Raw genomic sequence first — 16,541 nt, 5'->3', positions numbered from 1 at the left:
CATAAATTCAAGTGTAATTAACGGGTAATTGCAATGTTATGGATTTGTGTCTAGTCAAAAGGGGAGTGGGATGAAAAAGATTTTTACACTGATTTCAGCGTTGGCCGTTGTATTGGTTATTTCGGCTTGTACCAACCTGATTCAGCAAGATGCTGGTCTGGGAACAGTGGAAGGCTCTTTGGCATACCGTGAACGTATAGCATTACCGGATAATGCCCGTATTACAGTAACGCTGTCGGATGTTTCTAAGATGGATGCTCCTGCTGATGTGATTAGCAGCCAGGCTTTTATGGCTGATGGCAAGCAAGTTCCTTTTGATTTTCTTCTTAGCTTCATGAAAGAAGAAATTAAGCCGAACCATACCTATTCTGTCAGTGCCCGTATCGAAGTGAATGGTAAACTGGTGTTTATTACGGATACGGCCAATCCGGTGATCACCGATCCGTCCTTGACCACCAAGCTTAATTTGATGCTGATAAAAGTGCAGTAAATACTTGAATCCTCCATAGCCAAGCTGTGGAGGAAATCTTCCTACCTTCCATCCCAGCGGTATCTCGCCAGCTTTAGTTTGCCAGACTCTGCAATCTCAATGCCTTCTTGAAGTAATCGTTCGCGCTGACGATGTAAATCATTACCGGAAAGTGAAATCATTCCTTTGGCATTAATTACCCGATGCCAGGGTAGCTTTGAGCCTTCGGGCAAGGTTGCCATTAAGCGTCCAACCTGTCGCGCATAGCCGGGAAACCCTGCAAATTTGGCAATATCACCGTAAGTTGCCACTTTGCCATGGGGAATTTGGTGAACCTGGCTATAGATTTGACTCGCAAAATCGTCCATATTTATACCTGAACCAAACAAAACATCCCGATAGTTGATGAATTCATTTTCTCCTTCGCACTATCGGTTAACGCAAGGAGGTGCTGCCATGTTGTATGCCGCGTTACTTGTTGTGGTTAGCATTGCGCTGACCGTGTTGGGTGTCAGTGCACTAGGCTATAGCCAAGGAGAGCTACCTGCACTGGCATTGGCCATACCTGCCTTGTGGTTATTACCGCAAGGTGGCATTTATGCCTGGCTGTTATTACTGGGCCTCGGCGCGTATGGGGCCGTACTGCCAGAGCAGCCTTTGGCCCTGTCGATTAGTATCTTTATGATGTTACCTGTTTTTGCCGTTAGTTTCTCGCCCAAGGGGGGCTGGCAACTGGCTGCTTTGCTGATCTCGATTGTGCTCGCCATGGATGTGGGCCTGATGGCGCTACAGGGTGAGGGCAAGCTACCTGGCTATGCCTCTTATACGTTGATCCAAATTCTGGCAGTAACTTTGATTTGGTATGTGTCCCGAAGCTGGCGCCCGGTTAAGGGTAATACTTGGTGGCCGCTGTTTCTGGTTATCCCGCTATGGGTTGGCGGCATGGAGCATGCGGCACTGGTGGCTCTGTGCGTTACCGGTCTGATAGCTTCCATGCAGGAGATGATGAAAGGCAAACTGCGGGAATGGGTGCCTCGTCTTGCCTGGGTCTTACCAGCCGTAGGATTTGCCACCTTGGTGATCGTGCCATATTTTGAAGTGCCTAACCCGGTACTGGTCGCCTGGCTACTTGTTTTAGGCGGCGCTTTGCTGGGTGAGTTCTTGTTGGAAGAGCCGGAAGAAGAGTTGTAAAGTCACTTTTTTTCAGCTGGTTATGTTGCTTATTTTACCGAAGTGAAAGTTTTTGGGTAATAAAGCAGCAGTCGGTTTAATAAGGCGTATTGCCTCTTGCATTGTCTCAGGCGTTAGCGGATAATCTCTCCCGTTCTCGAAATGAGACAACGAATCTATGGAGGCCCCCATTGGTCCTCCCGCAACACTAACCTGTGAACTCGGCCAGGCCCGGAAGGGAGCAACCGCAGCGGGTGACGTGTGTGCCGGGATGTGGCTGGTGGGGGCTTCCACCCATCTAGCGTTTTGTAATCTGCACCATATCCCTGCATATTTTCCTTAATACCTTGCATAACTGGCATGATAAGCGTACATAAGCTATTTTTGTTGTAGTTTAACAACAATACGGGCGAGGTCATCATGTACCGTCGTCAGCTAAAACACTCACGCGTTAAGAACCTTTTCAAGTTCGTTAGTGCCAAGATGAACCAAGTATTAACGGTCGAATCATACCTTGAGTTTGACACTTGTTTCCATCTCGAATATTCCACATCCATATCTTCATTTATTGCTCAACCTGAAGGTTTTTCCTTTCGCTTTGAAGGGCGCGAACGTTCTTACACGCCTGATTTCCATATTGTTGAAAATAATGAAGTTAAGTGGATAGAAGTAAAACCATTTAGGAAGACTCAGAATCCAGAGTTTTTAGAACTTTTCAGAGCAAAACAGCTCAAAGCTCAACAAACTGGCATTCCTTTACTGCTAGTGACAGAGAAGCAGATAAGAGTTAACCCTGTTCTAAATAATTTGAAGATCTTGCACCGCTACTCAGGATTTCAGTCCTTCACTGATATTCATATCAGGCTACTGTCGCTAGTAAAGTTAAATGGGAAAGTAAGCATATTTGATGCTGCTAGCTATTTGAATATCGATTTAGGTTTGATGATTAAAGTGGCGTTTAGTTTAGTATCGCAAGGGGTGTTGCACACTAATTTGGTAGATGAAGAACTTAGCTTTTCTTCGCTCATATGGAGTAAATGATATGAGTATGAACAAACCGCAACAAACTTTTTGGAATGAGATGCATGGCGAAGTAGATAGCCACAATGAAACTAATGACCTTGACCGTAAGCCAACTGAGTCAGAGTCGTTTGAAAGAGATTTAGCGACATATCTTGATGATGTTCAAGTTGAAGTTCGACGCCGATATGAATATCTCACTTGGATAGAAAAGCATCTTGTTGGTGGTTGGACGCAAAATAATTTAGAGCCATTGCTGGTTGAAGCTGCCAAGGAAATAGAATATCCACCTCCCAAGTGGAGGACATTAGCGAAGTGGTGGGGTTCATACTCTTTATCTGGAAAAAAGATAACGTCTCTAGTACCAAAGGTGCATCTAAAGGGAAATCGAAATCAAAAAGTAGAGAATGATACTGTTTTCTTTGAGCGTGCTGTAGAACGTTATTTAGTACCTGAGCGCCCCTCTATTGCTGCAGTTCATGAATACTATTCTGACCTTATCCGCCGCGAGAACCAGCAACTTGTTGGTGAGCAGATTCAAGCTCTCTCTTATAAAGGCTTCTACAATAGAATTAAAAAACTGCCAGCCTACGAAGTCGCTGTCGCTAGGCATGGAAAGTATCTCGCTGATATGGAATTCAATAAGATTGATGCCCATTTACCACCAAGCCGTGTGCTGGAGAAAGTTGAAATTGATCACTCTCCTTTAGACCTTATTCTACTTGATGATGAGCTTGATATACCGCTGGGGCGTCCGTATCTCACTCTACTTATCGATCAATACAGTAAGAGTATTGTTGGGTTTCATCTTGGTTTTAAGGATCCAAGCTATTACTCAGTCATGAAAGGGATATTAAATGCGATAAAGCCAAAAATGGATATCCATGAACGCTTTCCCAGCATTGAAAATGAATGGTATTGCCAAGGAAAGATGGAATCGTTGGTTGTCGATAATGGCGCTGAGTTTTGGAGTAAGAGTTTAGAACAATCTTGCTTGGAAGTTGGGATACATATTCAATATAACCCAGTTAGAAAGCCTTGGCTTAAGCCCTTAGTAGAGCGGTTGTTCCGGACAATCAGCAGTAAGTTGTTAGTCTCTATTCCCGGCAAGACCTTCTCTAATATTTTAGAGCGTGAAGAGTATGATTCACGCAAAGATGCCGTTATGCATTTCTCAACGTTCAATGAGCTATTTCATAAGTGGATTATTGATGTTTACCACTATGACTCAGACTCTAAGAAGCGAGCAATTCCGTATCTAAAATGGCAAGAAGGCGTTTCTGTTATGCCACCGATAACTTACAGCCATGATGAATTAGAAAAGCTCTCAGTCATTTTAGGCTTGAAAGAAAACCGTAAGCACCGCCGAGGTGGTATTCATCTTCATGGTTTACGTTATGACAGTGAAGAGTTAGCTGACTATCGTCGGATGAACCCAAGTGATATTGAAGTACTAACCAAGACAGACCCTGACGATATATCAAGTGTTTATGTTTACCTAGAACGAGAACAGAGATACTTGAAAGTACCCTGCATCGACCCTGTTGGATATACCAAGAAGCTATCTCTGACCCAGCATAATATCAATAAACGCCTGTGTCGGGACTTTATCAGTGACAAGTTAGACCTAGACGCGTTAGCTCGTGTGAGGTTATATATTCATGATCGTATAGAGCAAGAAGCTGAAGAGATAAATAACCTGAGTCGAGGAGCAACCAAGTGGAAAACAAAAGGAATGGCACGGCTAGCGAAGCATAACGGTGTTGCCAGCGATAGTAATGCTAATTGCGAACCTGAAGTGTTACCAGAGCTATCTTTAACCCATACAAAACCAGACTCTAAATTTTTGCCCGGTTCAGATGACTGGGATGAGTTTATATCAGAATTGGATCCTTATTGATGGCCTTATTGTCACCAGATAATGAATTTAAGTATCAACAGTTTGTTGATGTTTTTGTCGAAATGCCAATTGCTACAACTATCATGGCTGACTTCGACAGACTGAGGTATAACCGTAAATTTGGTGGTGATCAGCAATGCATGCTGTTGACTGGGGATACTGGTTCAGGCAAGTCATATCTAGTTAATAAATATTGTGAACGTATATCTAAATCTGCTCCTAATAAACGTTTAGTGCTATCCACTCGTATCCCAAGTAAACCAACTATAGACTCAACGATCATTGAGTTACTTAAAGACATAGGACATTTCTCTGCAACATATCGGAAGGGAATAAGCAGAGATCAATTTCTGACAGAATCGCTGATTAGATGCTTAAAGTCATCAGAGGTTGAGCTGATTATTGTTAACGAGTTTCAAGAGTTAGTGGAGTGTAAATCTGGACAAGCCCTTAATGATGTAGCGACTCAATTTAAATACATTAGTGAGGCTGCCACAGTTCCAATCGTGCTTGTCGGAATGCCTTGGTCTAAAAAGATTGCTGAAGTACCTGAATGGGCTTCAAGGCTCCTGATTCGAAGGGCTTTATCATACTTTACTCTTTCTAAAGAGCCAGAAGCTTTCATTCGTTTTGTTAAGGGGCTTGCGATGAGGATGCCTTTTGAGCAACCCCCAAAGCTAGATAGTAAACATACAATATTAGCTTTGTTTGCAGCATCTAAAGGACAAATTAGAACCCTTAAGCATTTGGTGAACGAAGCGGTAAAACAAGCTTTAGCTCAGAACTCACCAACACTATCAAATCAACATCTTGCCGATGCTTATCATCTGATGTTTTCTGATGCATCGAATCCGTTCCTCCTATCTATCGATCAGATTGAAGGGCAAGAGGTCAGTGAAATTTCATATTATGACAGTGGTGCTGATAACGAGTTTGATGCGGTTATCCCAACTCAGTACACAGATCGCCTTCCGTTGTCACAGCTATTACGTAAAACTAGAAAAGCTAAGTAATCCTTAGTATATTTAAGAGGCTCATACTAAGACAATCTTAGCTCAATCATGATTATGCTAAGAGCTTGCTATGACAAACCCAATTCCTGTTCGCCTTAAATCAGCAAGAAAAGCAGCAGGATACACACAACAACAGTTAGGTATGGCCTTGGGTATGGAACCGAATACAGCAAGTGCAAGGATGAACCAGTACGAGAAGGGCAAACATACGCCTGATTACCAGACGATGAAGCGCATTGCTGATGAGCTGGGTGTGCCTGTCGCGTACTTTTATAGTGATGATGATTTATTGGCTGAGTTGATTTGTGCTTTAGGTAAGCTGAATATAAAGGAAAAAGAATATATATTAGGACTCATTTATCGAAAAATTGAATAAACAAAAAGTAAGGCTAAGGAGTAATTAACTTACCTTAGCCTAAATATATATTATATTGGCATTTCTTTTTGTATATTTTTGCTTGATTTACTGTGAGGGGATAACGCTTGGTTAAACTTCACTCTGTCATGGCCTAAATAATCAAGAATACAGCCAATAAAAGCTCTAACTTCAAGAGATTTTTCTGTATGAGTTACAAAATTATTATTGTAGGCTAATGCTTCTAACTCATTTGCAACTATAAATAAGTTTTTGGCTACATCTGGCTTGGAAAAAAATACTGCAAGGGAACCAGAATCTAGAGATGATAATTGTTCATCGATGGCTTTTTGTATTTTGGCTGAAATTGCTTTTCCATTGTCATGATAAGCAGAAATTAACTTTGTCGCATTTTTTAGGTTGTTGTCGAAAGCTTCTGTTCCTTTATCACCAAAAGTAAAGCCTTCAGCTAGTCGCTTAGTTCTTAAATCTACGGTTAGAAACGCATAGTCTTTGAGTATATAATCAACAGCAATAGCAATAAATGAGCATAAAAGATAGAAGCATCGAGCAGATAAATCAGTATGTTTAGTACCGATGAATACTTGCTCTGAGAAAAAAGCAGCTTGTTCTAACCATGATAAGCTGGAGTTAAACCCCAATCCATCTAAGAGTAATGCTTTCGACTTACTTATTCGATTTTTCCAATCACCATTAAGCTTCTCAAATTTGTAATTTTTAAAAAGTAAATCAAACTCTTCATCAGTTAATCGATCACTATTTTCTTTATTACGAAGCCTAGATAAAAAATCCCCATCTAAAACAAATACACCATGACTTTTACCAAAGTCAGTAACTTCTTTTCTTCTATCTGTTGTCGCAATAATTGCTTTATCTGCGCCAATACAATCTTTCAATCCTTTAATCCAGAATATTCTTTCGATTGCTTGAGGTGTTTTTTTATTTTTAATATCAACAATTGAAATTTCTCGAGACATTGATGATGTTCTAGCATAAAGCCATAAATCAATGTCTGTAACATCAAAGCCTTTATATTTAAATGGAACACCACGTACAACATAGTATCCATTTTGTTGTAAATAATGCCTTAAGACTTCTTCCATAAGGAATCCTTTTTGTAATTCATGAGTAGCCATGTGTATTCCTCATTGTCTTAAAATCATTAGCATATCATTGGTGGATTTTTTATTGTCTCTTATTTGTTTTTTTCTAATAGTAGTTCTATTTATTTCAGGAGATAGATATTTTGTTATTGAGGCAGATGGGAAGTTCTCTAATGATTCTGCACTAACATCACAATTTCTAATTGCTTGAAGAGCTAGTTCACCAACCTCAGTTTTCAGTAGCCTCATACAATATCCATACCTTCTACCATAAAATGTATCATTCCACCTTTCATCTATTTTTACAACATTCTTATATTCTAGGATTTTATAGTCGCTTGCAATTGCGTGAGCTGGCCCTACATACTTCCCATCAACTAGTTTCTGTAATAATTTTTCCACCATGGTTATTTGACCTCTTGCATGAGAACTTTTAGTCATACCGTAAGTAAGAGAGCTTACAAAAGCTTTAACAAGGTCAAAGGCATCTTCAACATTTGATGTGCTATATTTTGAAAATGCTGATGGTTTAGTGATATATCCTGAATCTTCTTTTTCATTGCTAACTACATTTAGATCATAGACTCCAACAGACATTACTTTACTAAAAAGGGCTCTTCCAAGAATATTTTCTACAACTTCTTGTTCAATACAAGCATTTTTATCCAGCATACAATTAACTTCAATTAATTTACTTTGTTCTGCCGAGCTTAATGACTCTAATATTTTATTGATTTTTGCAGTTTCGTCTTTTTTAAATAAATTACCATTAAATAAAAGAGTATATTTTGAATCAACGTGTTCAACCTCAACAAAACCAATGTCTTCAGCACTTTTAAATAGTTGCTTTTTATCATCACCATCCAAGTGATGTTCATCACCTAGTATTTCTATTATTTCTTCTTTTTCATAAGGTTTTTCAGAAGCTAGCTCAGCCAACTCTAACGATGCTTGTTCTAAGCCCGACGGTTCCTCTACGTCAAAAATATCAGAAGTATGCTGAAGAGCTGTTGTCGAAGTCACACCAAGAACTGCAACCTCTTTAGATGAAAAGTCAACCAGATCTCTTGAGCGTAAGATTTCAAGTAAAGGTTTTATTTCTAGTCTATTAATGTTGGATGCTCTAGCAAGAACATCTACTCTATCAAAGGGTAGCTTAGATTCTTCATGAGAAGCTGATAGAGCTGATAACAGAGTGCCGGCTTTACCTGCTGTTTCTGTGGAGGAAAAGCCTTGTGGTGACATGACTCGTTGTATTTTATTTGTGTGGTGGATTATCCAAGCACCAGTAACTTTTTTATCTGTAATCAAAGTATATAACTCCCGCCAATATGAACCGAGGTTATATTAAACTGAGTTAATTGCATTGTCTTAGATGTTCCTCATAGTATTATTTAAAGGTCGCACCGACTTTATGCCATACATAAACTAAGTAATTCTTAGTTTGAGTTGTCTATGTTTCTTATTACACCAGATAAGCAGTACCTTAATGAATCCCTTGAAAGCTTCTTAATTCGGCTTGGCGAATGTAATGGCTTTGAATCATTTCAATTGCTTAGTGGTGCATTGTGGGAATGGTTAGTAGACAATGATCACCGAGCTGCTGGGGCATTACCTCGACAACTGAATCAGTTCAACCTCTACCATGCTAAGCATTCAAGCGGCTTTAGAGTGAGAGCTTTTGAGTTGCTAGATTCGCTGTTTGATAGTGATGTCAGGCCATTAATGAGCCAAGCTTTATTGCGTTCTACGGTGACATTTTCCCCTAACCTAACATCTGTTTTCCGAGCGGGTGTACACATTCCACGTTGTTTTATTCGTAGCTCCCATACTCCGGTATGTCCTAAATGCTTAGCTGAATCTCCTTATATTCGGCAATACTGGCATTTTCAACCCTACCAATCTTGCCATCATCATGGCGTTAAACTGCTTTTTCATTGCCCTTCCTGCAAAGCCAATTTGAATTATCAAGAATCAGAACAAATTGAATTTTGTGAGTGTGGCTATGACCTGAGGAAAGCTGAGATTGCAGAGGCCGCTTTTGAACAGGTTGCGATTAGTAAACTTGTAGCTGATGGCGAAAGAGAGAAAGCACTATCGGTTACCAACTGGTTAGGAGCATTGCTTTGGTATTCAAGGTACAAGCAGAGTCTGATTATTAAAAATGAATTGGATGAGCAAGACTTTTCCCCTGCGGTTCAATATTTCTCAAATTGGCCTTCATCCTTTTGTCGTGATCTGGAAGGTGTTGTTCAGAATGCTGAAATGAAATTGCTAAAGAATTTTAACCATACTCGATTTTCAAGTGTTTTTGGTGAATTGCTTACTTCTGCTCGGAAGTTGCCATCAAAAGATCTCCGCCAGAACTTTGTCCTTAAGGCTGTGATTGGTTTTCTTTACCAACTGGTACGAGATAACCCAAAAACGATGGAAGCCAATATTGCCGATTTGAGGCTAACAGTGTTGGAAACCGCTGCATTGCTAACTACATCAACAGAGCAAGTCTATAGGCTCCATGAGGAAGGATATTTGCAATCCTCAAGAAGGCTTAAATTGCACTCGAAGCTAAGATCTGATGATGCCGTCTTTTTTCTGCGTCATGTTATGGAGTTACGCTGGTCAGGTATGGCATCTGATTACAGCACGAATGATGTTTACTTGCCATCATGGTGAAGCCAATGCACTTATCGGAGTTACTGCAAGTTCAAGATATAGGTGAACGCAATCAGTTATTGAGAAAGACATTGGCTGCTTATACGGATGTCGTGGATGTGACTGGCTGTGAACTTCAATTACTGATTATCGCCATTAACTTAACGTTGCCTAAAAAGGATGTAGACGACTTACTGGATAGGGCATTGGCAAGGTTATTACTAAAGAACCAAGAGCATCTTCAACACTGTGTTGATGAAGTGCAGTGGTTTCATTCCCATAACGTTAAGTACCCTGATTCTCGGGTGAAGGAGCAACGTATTATTGCCCAAGTGAAAAAGCCTGTTGATGGTGTTTTAAGTAGTCCAAATCTTCCTCAAGCTTTTGGTTGGTCTCATAATAGTTCTCAGGTTAATCCAGCTAAATTCTTCGCTGTACGTTTTAATTGGCAAAATCGAGAAACCTCATTACTAGAGGTAGTACTTGATAATGTTGCTGAGTGGCAAGCTGTGTTTAGTACTTTAGGGATGACACGAAAACAGCTATCAGATGTGAGAGCAACCCTTTCAGATCATCATGCTTCTAACCAGCTTCCGTCCGAAGTCAGTGATTACTCAAAGCAAATTCGAGTGCCGTATCTGGGAGATTATTACGCGTTAACTCCTGTAATTAGTCATAGCGTACAAGCACAAATACAGAAGATGGCTTTTAACCGAAAGGTTAGAACTGCAAATATTGAGCATAGTCATCCTGCAAATGTTGGCAGTTTGGTGGCTTCACTGGGTGGCAATATTAGGGTACTGAATTATCAACCTAATGTTACTCAGAAAACATCAGAGTCATTTGCTGAATATCGATATGGCAGTACAAAGAGTGTCTTTGACCATTCGGTGATTAAAGATAAACGCTTCTTGCAGGCTTTGAGTAGAATAGCCGGAGAGAGATCGGCACCAATGTTGAGGCAGCGACGACAGTTACGTGTTTCTGCATTACGTTTTGTTCGAAAGCAGCTTGCCTTATGGTTAGCGCCGATGATGGAGTGGCGAGATAGTATAGAGGCGAATGCGCTTCACAGTAGGCCTATTGAAACACTGGAAGAGCAGTTGTTATATCTTCCGATAGATAATTTGCCAGATGCACTTAGTGACTTGAATGCTCATTTCCATCAGGCATTACAATATCATCGCTTGGGCGGTCGGTATGCTTTTCACCCAGAGATTATTCATCCCATTAAACAGCAACTGAAATGGTTACTGAACTACATAGCGAATCAAGAAGATCCAGCCGTTGAGTGTCAATCAAACTGCGTGTTCCTGCATCTTCAGCAATTGAAGGTTCATGACGCCTCGTTACTTTCTAACCCCTATGTATCTGGTATCCCATCATTAACGGCTTTGGGAGGTTTAATGCATAACTACCAGAGAAAGCTCTGTGCATTGCTTGGTAGTGAATGCTCAATTAAACGAGGTGCTTGGTTCATTGCTCAATACCACCGACAGGCAGGTAAGAAATTACCTGAACCTGACAAGGTGAGGTATCGGAAGAAAGCGTCGAATGTTCAGCATCCAGGCATAGTTGATGGGGTATACGGTGATTTAACAATGGATTTGGTACTTGAGTTACAGTTGCCAGAATCAGCATCAATACCCGATCTCATGCTTTTACAGGCAGCATTTCCGTCACGTTTTGCAGGGGGAACGCTTCATCCTCCATCACTTTTTGAGTTAACTAATTGGTTATCGGTATATCCAACACAAAGCGAACTATTTTCTGTGTTATCGCGCTTACCTCGTAGTGGTTGCTGGATTTATCCTGACGATAAAGGGGCTAATTCATTTGAAGAGCTTGCCGTCCGTTTAGATAGTGAATTAGACCTAAAGCCAATAGGGCTTGGTTTTTTACCACTTGAAAAACCTCAGGTTCGTGCTGGTAGTGTGGCTCCTTTCCATTGCTATGCAGAACCTTGTATTGGGGTTATTCGATGTATGAACCCCATTAACGTTAGATTGTCAGGTAGTAAGCAGTTTTACCAGTCAGCCTTTTGGCACTTTGATATTGCAAATAACGCTATGCTTATGAAAAAGGCAATATGAGGTAGCGGTATGCAGATCTGCCGACATTTAAACTATGTACGCTCCCTTTCGCCGGGTAAGGCTGTGTTTTACTACCAGACCCCAGAGTGTGACTTTGTGCCGATTCAAGTCGAAACGAACAGGATCAGAGCGGCAAAAAGTGGTTTCACGGAAGCCTATGATAAAAATCAGAAGCTCAAAAATTTGGCCCCTCAAGATCTCGCATATAGTAACCCTCAATGTATCGATGCCTGTTATGTCCCGCCTAATATTCCAGAAATACATTGTCGCTTTTCACTCAGAGTTGAGGCTAATTCATTGCAACCTGATGGCTGTGAAGATGAAAAAGTAAGACGGTACTTAGCAAAGTTAGCAACGATCTACGCTCAGGTTGGTGGTTATCAAGAATTGGCTAGACGCTACTGTAAAAATATTCTGATGGGTACATGGCTATGGCGAAATGAACACACGCTGGGTACACAGATTGATGTACTAACCTCAAACGGTAACAACTACGTGATTACAGATGCTCGTCGCTTGGATTGGTTTTCTACATGGTCTGAAAAAGAGAAGGTAATACTAAATAGTTTGGCGTCAGAAATGGCAATGGCACTGTGTGAGCCTAAGCAGTATTGGTTTGCAGATATTAAAGCAACATTGAAAACAGGGTTCTGTCAGGAGCTACACCCAAGCCAGAAGTTTATTGATAGCCATGAGCAAGGTGAGTCTTCTAAGCAGTACGCAACAGTGGGATGTGCTGATGGTAATCAGGCTGCGTGCTTCCATGCAGAGAAAGTAGGGGCAGCATTGCATCTGATTGATGATTGGTGGGATGATGATGCAGATAAGCGGCTTAGAACCCATGAATATGGTGCAGACCGAGGTTATCTTATTGCTCGTCGTCATCCCGTGAATAAGCAAGATTTTTACTCATTATTAACCCTAACAGCAGTGTTTATCAGGCAGCTTCGAAACGTAAGAGATCATGCAGGTGAGATCCCCCCTCAGATTCATTACGTTATGGCTGTATTGTGTAAGGCTGGGCTGTTCCAGCGAGGTGGCCGCTGATGGGAAAGCGTTTCTATTTTTTTATTCGTTATTTGCCAGATGATGTCGATGACGGGTTATTAGCTGGCCGATGTATTAGCATTCTGCATGGTGTGTTGTCTTCAGAGCAGAATGATATTGATGGTGGTATTGGGGTTGCTTTTCCGCAATGGTGTAAAGAGTCTTTAGGACGAAGTATCGCATTTGTTTCAGAAAATCAGCAGCACTTAGAGCAGCTAAAGCAGCAACAATACTTTAAAGTCATGAAGGCGGATAACCTCTTTGATATATCTACGGTTAAAGCTGTACCAACTAATGTGCCAGAGATACGTTTCAAACGAAATCAAGGGATAGCTAAGTGTTTCGCAGGTGAAAAACGCAGAAGGCTAGCTAGGGCAAAGCGCCGAGCGGAGGCTAGAGGGGAAGCTTTTAATCCACAATTGTGTGAATTAGAGCGAGAAGTTGATCACTTCCATCGAGCATTCATGACAAGCAAGAGTAAAGAAACAAAGTTTCTACTTCATATTCAGAAAGATATCAATATAGCTCAACGTTCAAGTCAGTATTCCCAGTATGGTTTTGCAACGAATGATGAGCTTGAAGGAACCGTACCAGACTTAAAAATTGTGATACCCCTTTTTTAGCGTGTGATAAATTAGCTTTTAAAATTAGTGGGTTGAGACAGGCTGAAGAAAAAGGGTATAACGGTTATTTTCACCCTAACTCGCTGTAAGTTAAATAAATATCTACTAAACTTTACAGTGACCTGCCGCATAGGTAGCTGAGAAATTATGCTGCGGAAGAGCTGACTTCAACATTAAGTGACCTGCCGTATAGGCAGTTGAGATAAGGCCAAGAAGTGAACATCCGTAACAGGCAAAATTAGACCTGCCGAAAAGGTAGTATATAATGTAGGCACCCCAGTGATTACTGGGGTGTTTTGTTTGTATATCTGCGAGTGAGATATACCAAGTAAACTCGAAAATGCTCAACAGTTTTTGGTAATCGAAGACCTCTAACTTTGTTAGATTGTCAGTTAACCAATGTTTACTTATGTCTGTAATGTGCTTAAAACAATGACGGAAGAGAATACATAGCTATTCAATTATGTTTTCAATTTGTTTTATTGATAGTGTCGGAAGAATTGATAATGTTCAAAGATTAGCTTAATGCGCATGCTTTCAAAAGTGATTTCTTAAAAAAGGAAATTTTCATTTAAAATGGTGACATGTATATCATTGATGGTATACATGGTGTTTACTCAGGAGAGAGGATTAACTTAACGCTATCATCGATTCAGAGGTTGGTGTGAAACAGTCGAATACAAAATAGCTTAGCGAATAGGAGTAACCGGTATTTATTGAGTAATGGAAAAGTTTGAATGGTAGAAAGCTGCAGAATAGTTGTTAAACATTAGATCAAGTGCTTCTTTTTTAGCAATAAAAACGCTTTGTATATTATTTGTTAGTCGTGTAGTAAGTTGGCTCCTCAATGAATATGTTAAAGAGCATGATAAGGGAGCAAGACTGTCACAGTTATCAAACCAGAGTAACCGTGGTTTAGTATCATCTTCAATAGCGTGAAGAAAGTTCATATTGTCGGGATTTTTTAATGCCTCTTCTGGACTATCATAACGACTAAAGTCAAGATATTGCACATCAACCCCCGCTTTTCTCGCTAATTCTGATGCTTCTTCAATAAATCCACTTCTCAGTAAGTAACTATCAGCTGATATAATCTGAAGGTTCATATCCCAAGCATATTCAATGAGGCATTTAGCTGTAATTTTCATTGGAGGAGTTGGGTGTTCAGTAAATGGAGGAGACAAAGTAGAATCCTTAAAGGTAACAAGATCAGCTGTTTAACATATTATCATTACAACAGCCTTGGCACCATAGATATTGTTCTGTATTAAATCAATAGTATAATTACTTATTCAGGTTGTTGAAATGATAGAGCTTAGCGTTCAATTAATACTCAATGGGGTAGTAAAGGTGTTACTTTATATTTTCTGAAATTTAAGCTTATGTTTTATAATAAAATTTAGTATCTATCCAATTATTCAGGCGTATATGCGTTATAGATGCATGCGAGCATATGCAATTTTGCGAATCCAGCCAGATTGTTGGTATACCAAGCTTGTTTTTTATCCAGAGTTGTTACGATAATGTAACTGTCAAGTATGCCATAATCAGTGGCATTGATTTTTGCTTCTGCTCCGGAGCGATTTAGTATTGATATAAGTGAAAGTTATTGGTCACGGATTTATGATAATTAAGTGGCCAGACAATTGATTAATAAAAGAATTTTTGCGTGAGATAAGGGAGATGACTAAGTAGTTAAGTTATGTTGTTGTACTTTATGGAAGTACGGGGGTTGCCGTCCCAGCTTACGAGATACTCGCAGCAGTAAAAACCAAGCAGAGTTAATCGTTAAAGTTAATGCATCATCAGTTCGAGTTGGTAACACATGAAACTTCAAGTCAATAAGTAACATCAGGAAAGACATAATCTGACGAAACAGTGTTATGGTATGTGGAGGCTGTGTTGCTATACCTCTTCGTTTCAATGAATTTCTTCTAGGTATATAACGCACTTCGGGATCACACCCCAAATTGCCAATTAGAATTACCTTATTAACACTAAGATTGGTCATTCGTTTATTCTTCGATCCTTAACTCAGCTTCCACTCGTTTGCACCCATACTGCACGGTACAGTTTTCATTTCAGGTGAACATTGGTTCATCCTCGATTGATGTTGTTAAGCTGCTATAGTTTTATGTTTATAACTATTAATCATAAATCCCCTTACAGATTTATCGTGCTTATCCACGAAAAGAAATCGTGAACGTAGTGAGTTAAGCCCATTAGTGAACAAAGCAAAAAATTAACACTTGCAAATCGCAATATGTACCTTATTGCCTCTTCTTGATCTTTGGTTAACGTACCTCCCTTTAGTAATTTTTTTAGAGTTCGAATATGTTTGATGTAGTTAATAAGTGTGGAAGGTCTCATAAATCATTTTCTCCGATAAATGAGGATTCCACCAACTATCAATCGCCATGAGTGGAATGGCATTTTTAGACTAACATGCAGATTTATATAAATAAAGATCAATCTTTGCGAAGTCAAAATCTATGCTAAGCATCAAGAGTAAAGTGGTTTCATATAGTGTCTATGGAAGATCACTTTGGTTAATGCGAACGATATAGTTTTACTATAGCTTTATGCCCGTTTTCGCATTTACCAAGCCTATAGGTACAGCTGGGCATAGCTGGAACCTGGGCTTGTTGAGCGATTTACGAAACAGCTTGTTTCGTAAATCAATGCCTGCTTTTTTATTCTGGCGATAAGCTATAGCCAAATTGAATCCACCCAATTGTGCAATAACCTGTTGCATAATTGGAAACAAACAGACTTAAGACGTGTTGAATCTAAAAAGGAATGTGCAAAAAATGCACATTCCTTATCGCCAAGATCTGTTTATGAATGCTTTGCTGTCAGTGCTGGCGGCTCATCAATCAACTACCGAGGTTTTCTCGGTAGTTGAACTGTTGCAAAATGTGCAACAGTTAAACTCAGTTGCGCAACAAGCTGTAGCCAAATTAGATATCCCTAATTGTGCAACAGCCTCTGCACAAACTACTTAAAACACTTCTGCCCCATTATTGGTTAGAGTAAAACCTCTTCCATTTCCTAATTATGCTGTTTTGCCATATC

15 protein-coding genes and 1 other RNA gene are annotated in these 16,541 nt (G+C 40.1%); 12 read left to right on the top strand and 4 right to left on the bottom strand.

Annotation, left to right across the window (positions count from 1 at the left end):
* The first annotated feature begins 70 nt into the window (after positions 1-70).
* On the top strand, positions 71-490 hold the full coding sequence (locus EDI28_RS21460) for a YbaY family lipoprotein (RefSeq protein WP_128785930.1): 420 nt from the start codon (positions 71-73) through the stop codon (positions 488-490).
* A gap of 41 nt (positions 491-531) precedes the next feature.
* On the opposite strand, the gene EDI28_RS21455 is transcribed toward EDI28_RS21460, so the two are convergent.
* Complete coding sequence (locus EDI28_RS21455) at positions 532-837, bottom strand: MGMT family protein (RefSeq protein ID WP_128785929.1); 306 nt, start codon at positions 835-837, stop codon at positions 532-534.
* Between the two features lie 88 nt (positions 838-925).
* Here EDI28_RS21455 and EDI28_RS21450 point away from each other — a divergent pair, with 88 nt between their 5' ends.
* The 6 genes from EDI28_RS21450 (at position 926) to EDI28_RS21425 (ending at position 5,948) form a co-directional block, all read left to right on the top strand.
* On the top strand, positions 926-1,660 hold the full coding sequence (locus tag EDI28_RS21450) for a VP0952 family biofilm-associated protein (protein ID WP_128785928.1): 735 nt from the start codon (positions 926-928) through the stop codon (positions 1,658-1,660).
* Between the two features lie 168 nt (positions 1,661-1,828).
* An RNA gene (ffs, locus tag EDI28_RS21445) (signal recognition particle sRNA small type) lies at positions 1,829-1,925 on the top strand.
* Between the two features lie 197 nt (positions 1,926-2,122).
* Positions 2,123-2,680 (top strand): TnsA endonuclease N-terminal domain-containing protein, encoded by a 558-nt coding sequence (locus tag EDI28_RS21440; RefSeq protein WP_164918607.1) that lies wholly within the window; start codon positions 2,123-2,125, stop codon positions 2,678-2,680.
* Between the two features lies 1 nt (position 2,681).
* The gene (locus EDI28_RS21435; RefSeq protein WP_233353489.1) at positions 2,682-4,559 is read left to right on the top strand and encodes a TnsB C-terminal domain-containing protein; all 1,878 of its coding nucleotides are present in this window, start codon (positions 2,682-2,684) and stop codon (positions 4,557-4,559) included.
* Entirely contained in the window at positions 4,559-5,572 is a 1,014-nt protein-coding gene (locus tag EDI28_RS21430; protein WP_128785926.1) for a TniB family NTP-binding protein, read from the top strand. Before EDI28_RS21435 ends, EDI28_RS21430 begins: the two co-directional genes overlap by 1 nt.
* Positions 5,573-5,642: 70 nt before the next feature.
* A complete protein-coding gene (locus tag EDI28_RS21425) occupies positions 5,643-5,948 on the top strand; it encodes a helix-turn-helix domain-containing protein (RefSeq protein ID WP_128785925.1) in 306 nt (101 codons plus the stop codon).
* A gap of 50 nt (positions 5,949-5,998) precedes the next feature.
* Here EDI28_RS21425 and EDI28_RS21420 read toward each other — a convergent pair whose 3' ends face one another.
* Both EDI28_RS21420 and EDI28_RS21415 read right to left on the bottom strand, forming a co-directional pair.
* Entirely contained in the window at positions 5,999-7,084 is a 1,086-nt protein-coding gene (locus tag EDI28_RS21420) for a hypothetical protein (protein ID WP_199287476.1), read from the bottom strand.
* 9 nt (positions 7,085-7,093) lie between these two features.
* Complete coding sequence (locus EDI28_RS21415) at positions 7,094-8,362, bottom strand: hypothetical protein (protein ID WP_233353488.1); 1,269 nt, start codon at positions 8,360-8,362, stop codon at positions 7,094-7,096.
* A gap of 144 nt (positions 8,363-8,506) precedes the next feature.
* Here EDI28_RS21415 and EDI28_RS21410 point away from each other — a divergent pair, with 144 nt between their 5' ends.
* Genes EDI28_RS21410 through cas6f form a run of 4 tightly spaced genes read left to right on the top strand, consistent with a single transcriptional unit; the run spans position 8,507 to position 13,466 of the window.
* Complete coding sequence (locus EDI28_RS21410; RefSeq protein ID WP_128785924.1) at positions 8,507-9,724, top strand: TniQ family protein; 1,218 nt, start codon at positions 8,507-8,509, stop codon at positions 9,722-9,724.
* Positions 9,725-9,729: 5 nt separating this feature from the next.
* The gene (locus tag EDI28_RS21405) at positions 9,730-11,796 is read left to right on the top strand and encodes a type I-F CRISPR-associated protein Csy2 (protein ID WP_164918606.1); all 2,067 of its coding nucleotides are present in this window, start codon (positions 9,730-9,732) and stop codon (positions 11,794-11,796) included.
* A gap of 9 nt (positions 11,797-11,805) precedes the next feature.
* Complete coding sequence (gene csy3 / locus EDI28_RS21400; protein WP_128785922.1) at positions 11,806-12,843, top strand: type I-F CRISPR-associated protein Csy3; 1,038 nt, start codon at positions 11,806-11,808, stop codon at positions 12,841-12,843.
* Complete coding sequence (gene cas6f / locus EDI28_RS21395; protein WP_128785921.1) at positions 12,843-13,466, top strand: type I-F CRISPR-associated endoribonuclease Cas6/Csy4; 624 nt, start codon at positions 12,843-12,845, stop codon at positions 13,464-13,466. The genes csy3 and cas6f overlap by 1 nt, the downstream gene beginning before the upstream one ends.
* A 713-nt stretch (positions 13,467-14,179) precedes the next feature.
* Here the strand turns inward: cas6f and EDI28_RS21390 are convergent.
* Complete coding sequence (locus EDI28_RS21390) at positions 14,180-14,650, bottom strand: hypothetical protein (protein ID WP_233353487.1); 471 nt, start codon at positions 14,648-14,650, stop codon at positions 14,180-14,182.
* 1,626 nt (positions 14,651-16,276) lie between these two features.
* Here EDI28_RS21390 and EDI28_RS21380 point away from each other — a divergent pair.
* Positions 16,277-16,471 carry a hypothetical protein gene (locus EDI28_RS21380; RefSeq protein ID WP_128785920.1) on the top strand — a complete coding sequence of 65 codons (195 nt, stop codon included), beginning with the start codon at positions 16,277-16,279 and terminating at the stop codon, positions 16,469-16,471.
* Positions 16,472-16,541: the final 70 nt, after the last annotated feature.

Origin of the sequence: Photobacterium chitinilyticum (assembly GCF_004104355.1) — a bacterium.
Taxonomy (GTDB): Bacteria; Pseudomonadota; Gammaproteobacteria; order Enterobacterales; family Vibrionaceae; genus Photobacterium; species Photobacterium chitinilyticum.
Note: the sequence above shows the minus strand (reverse complement) of the source record. Positions and strands in the feature narration are given on the sequence as shown.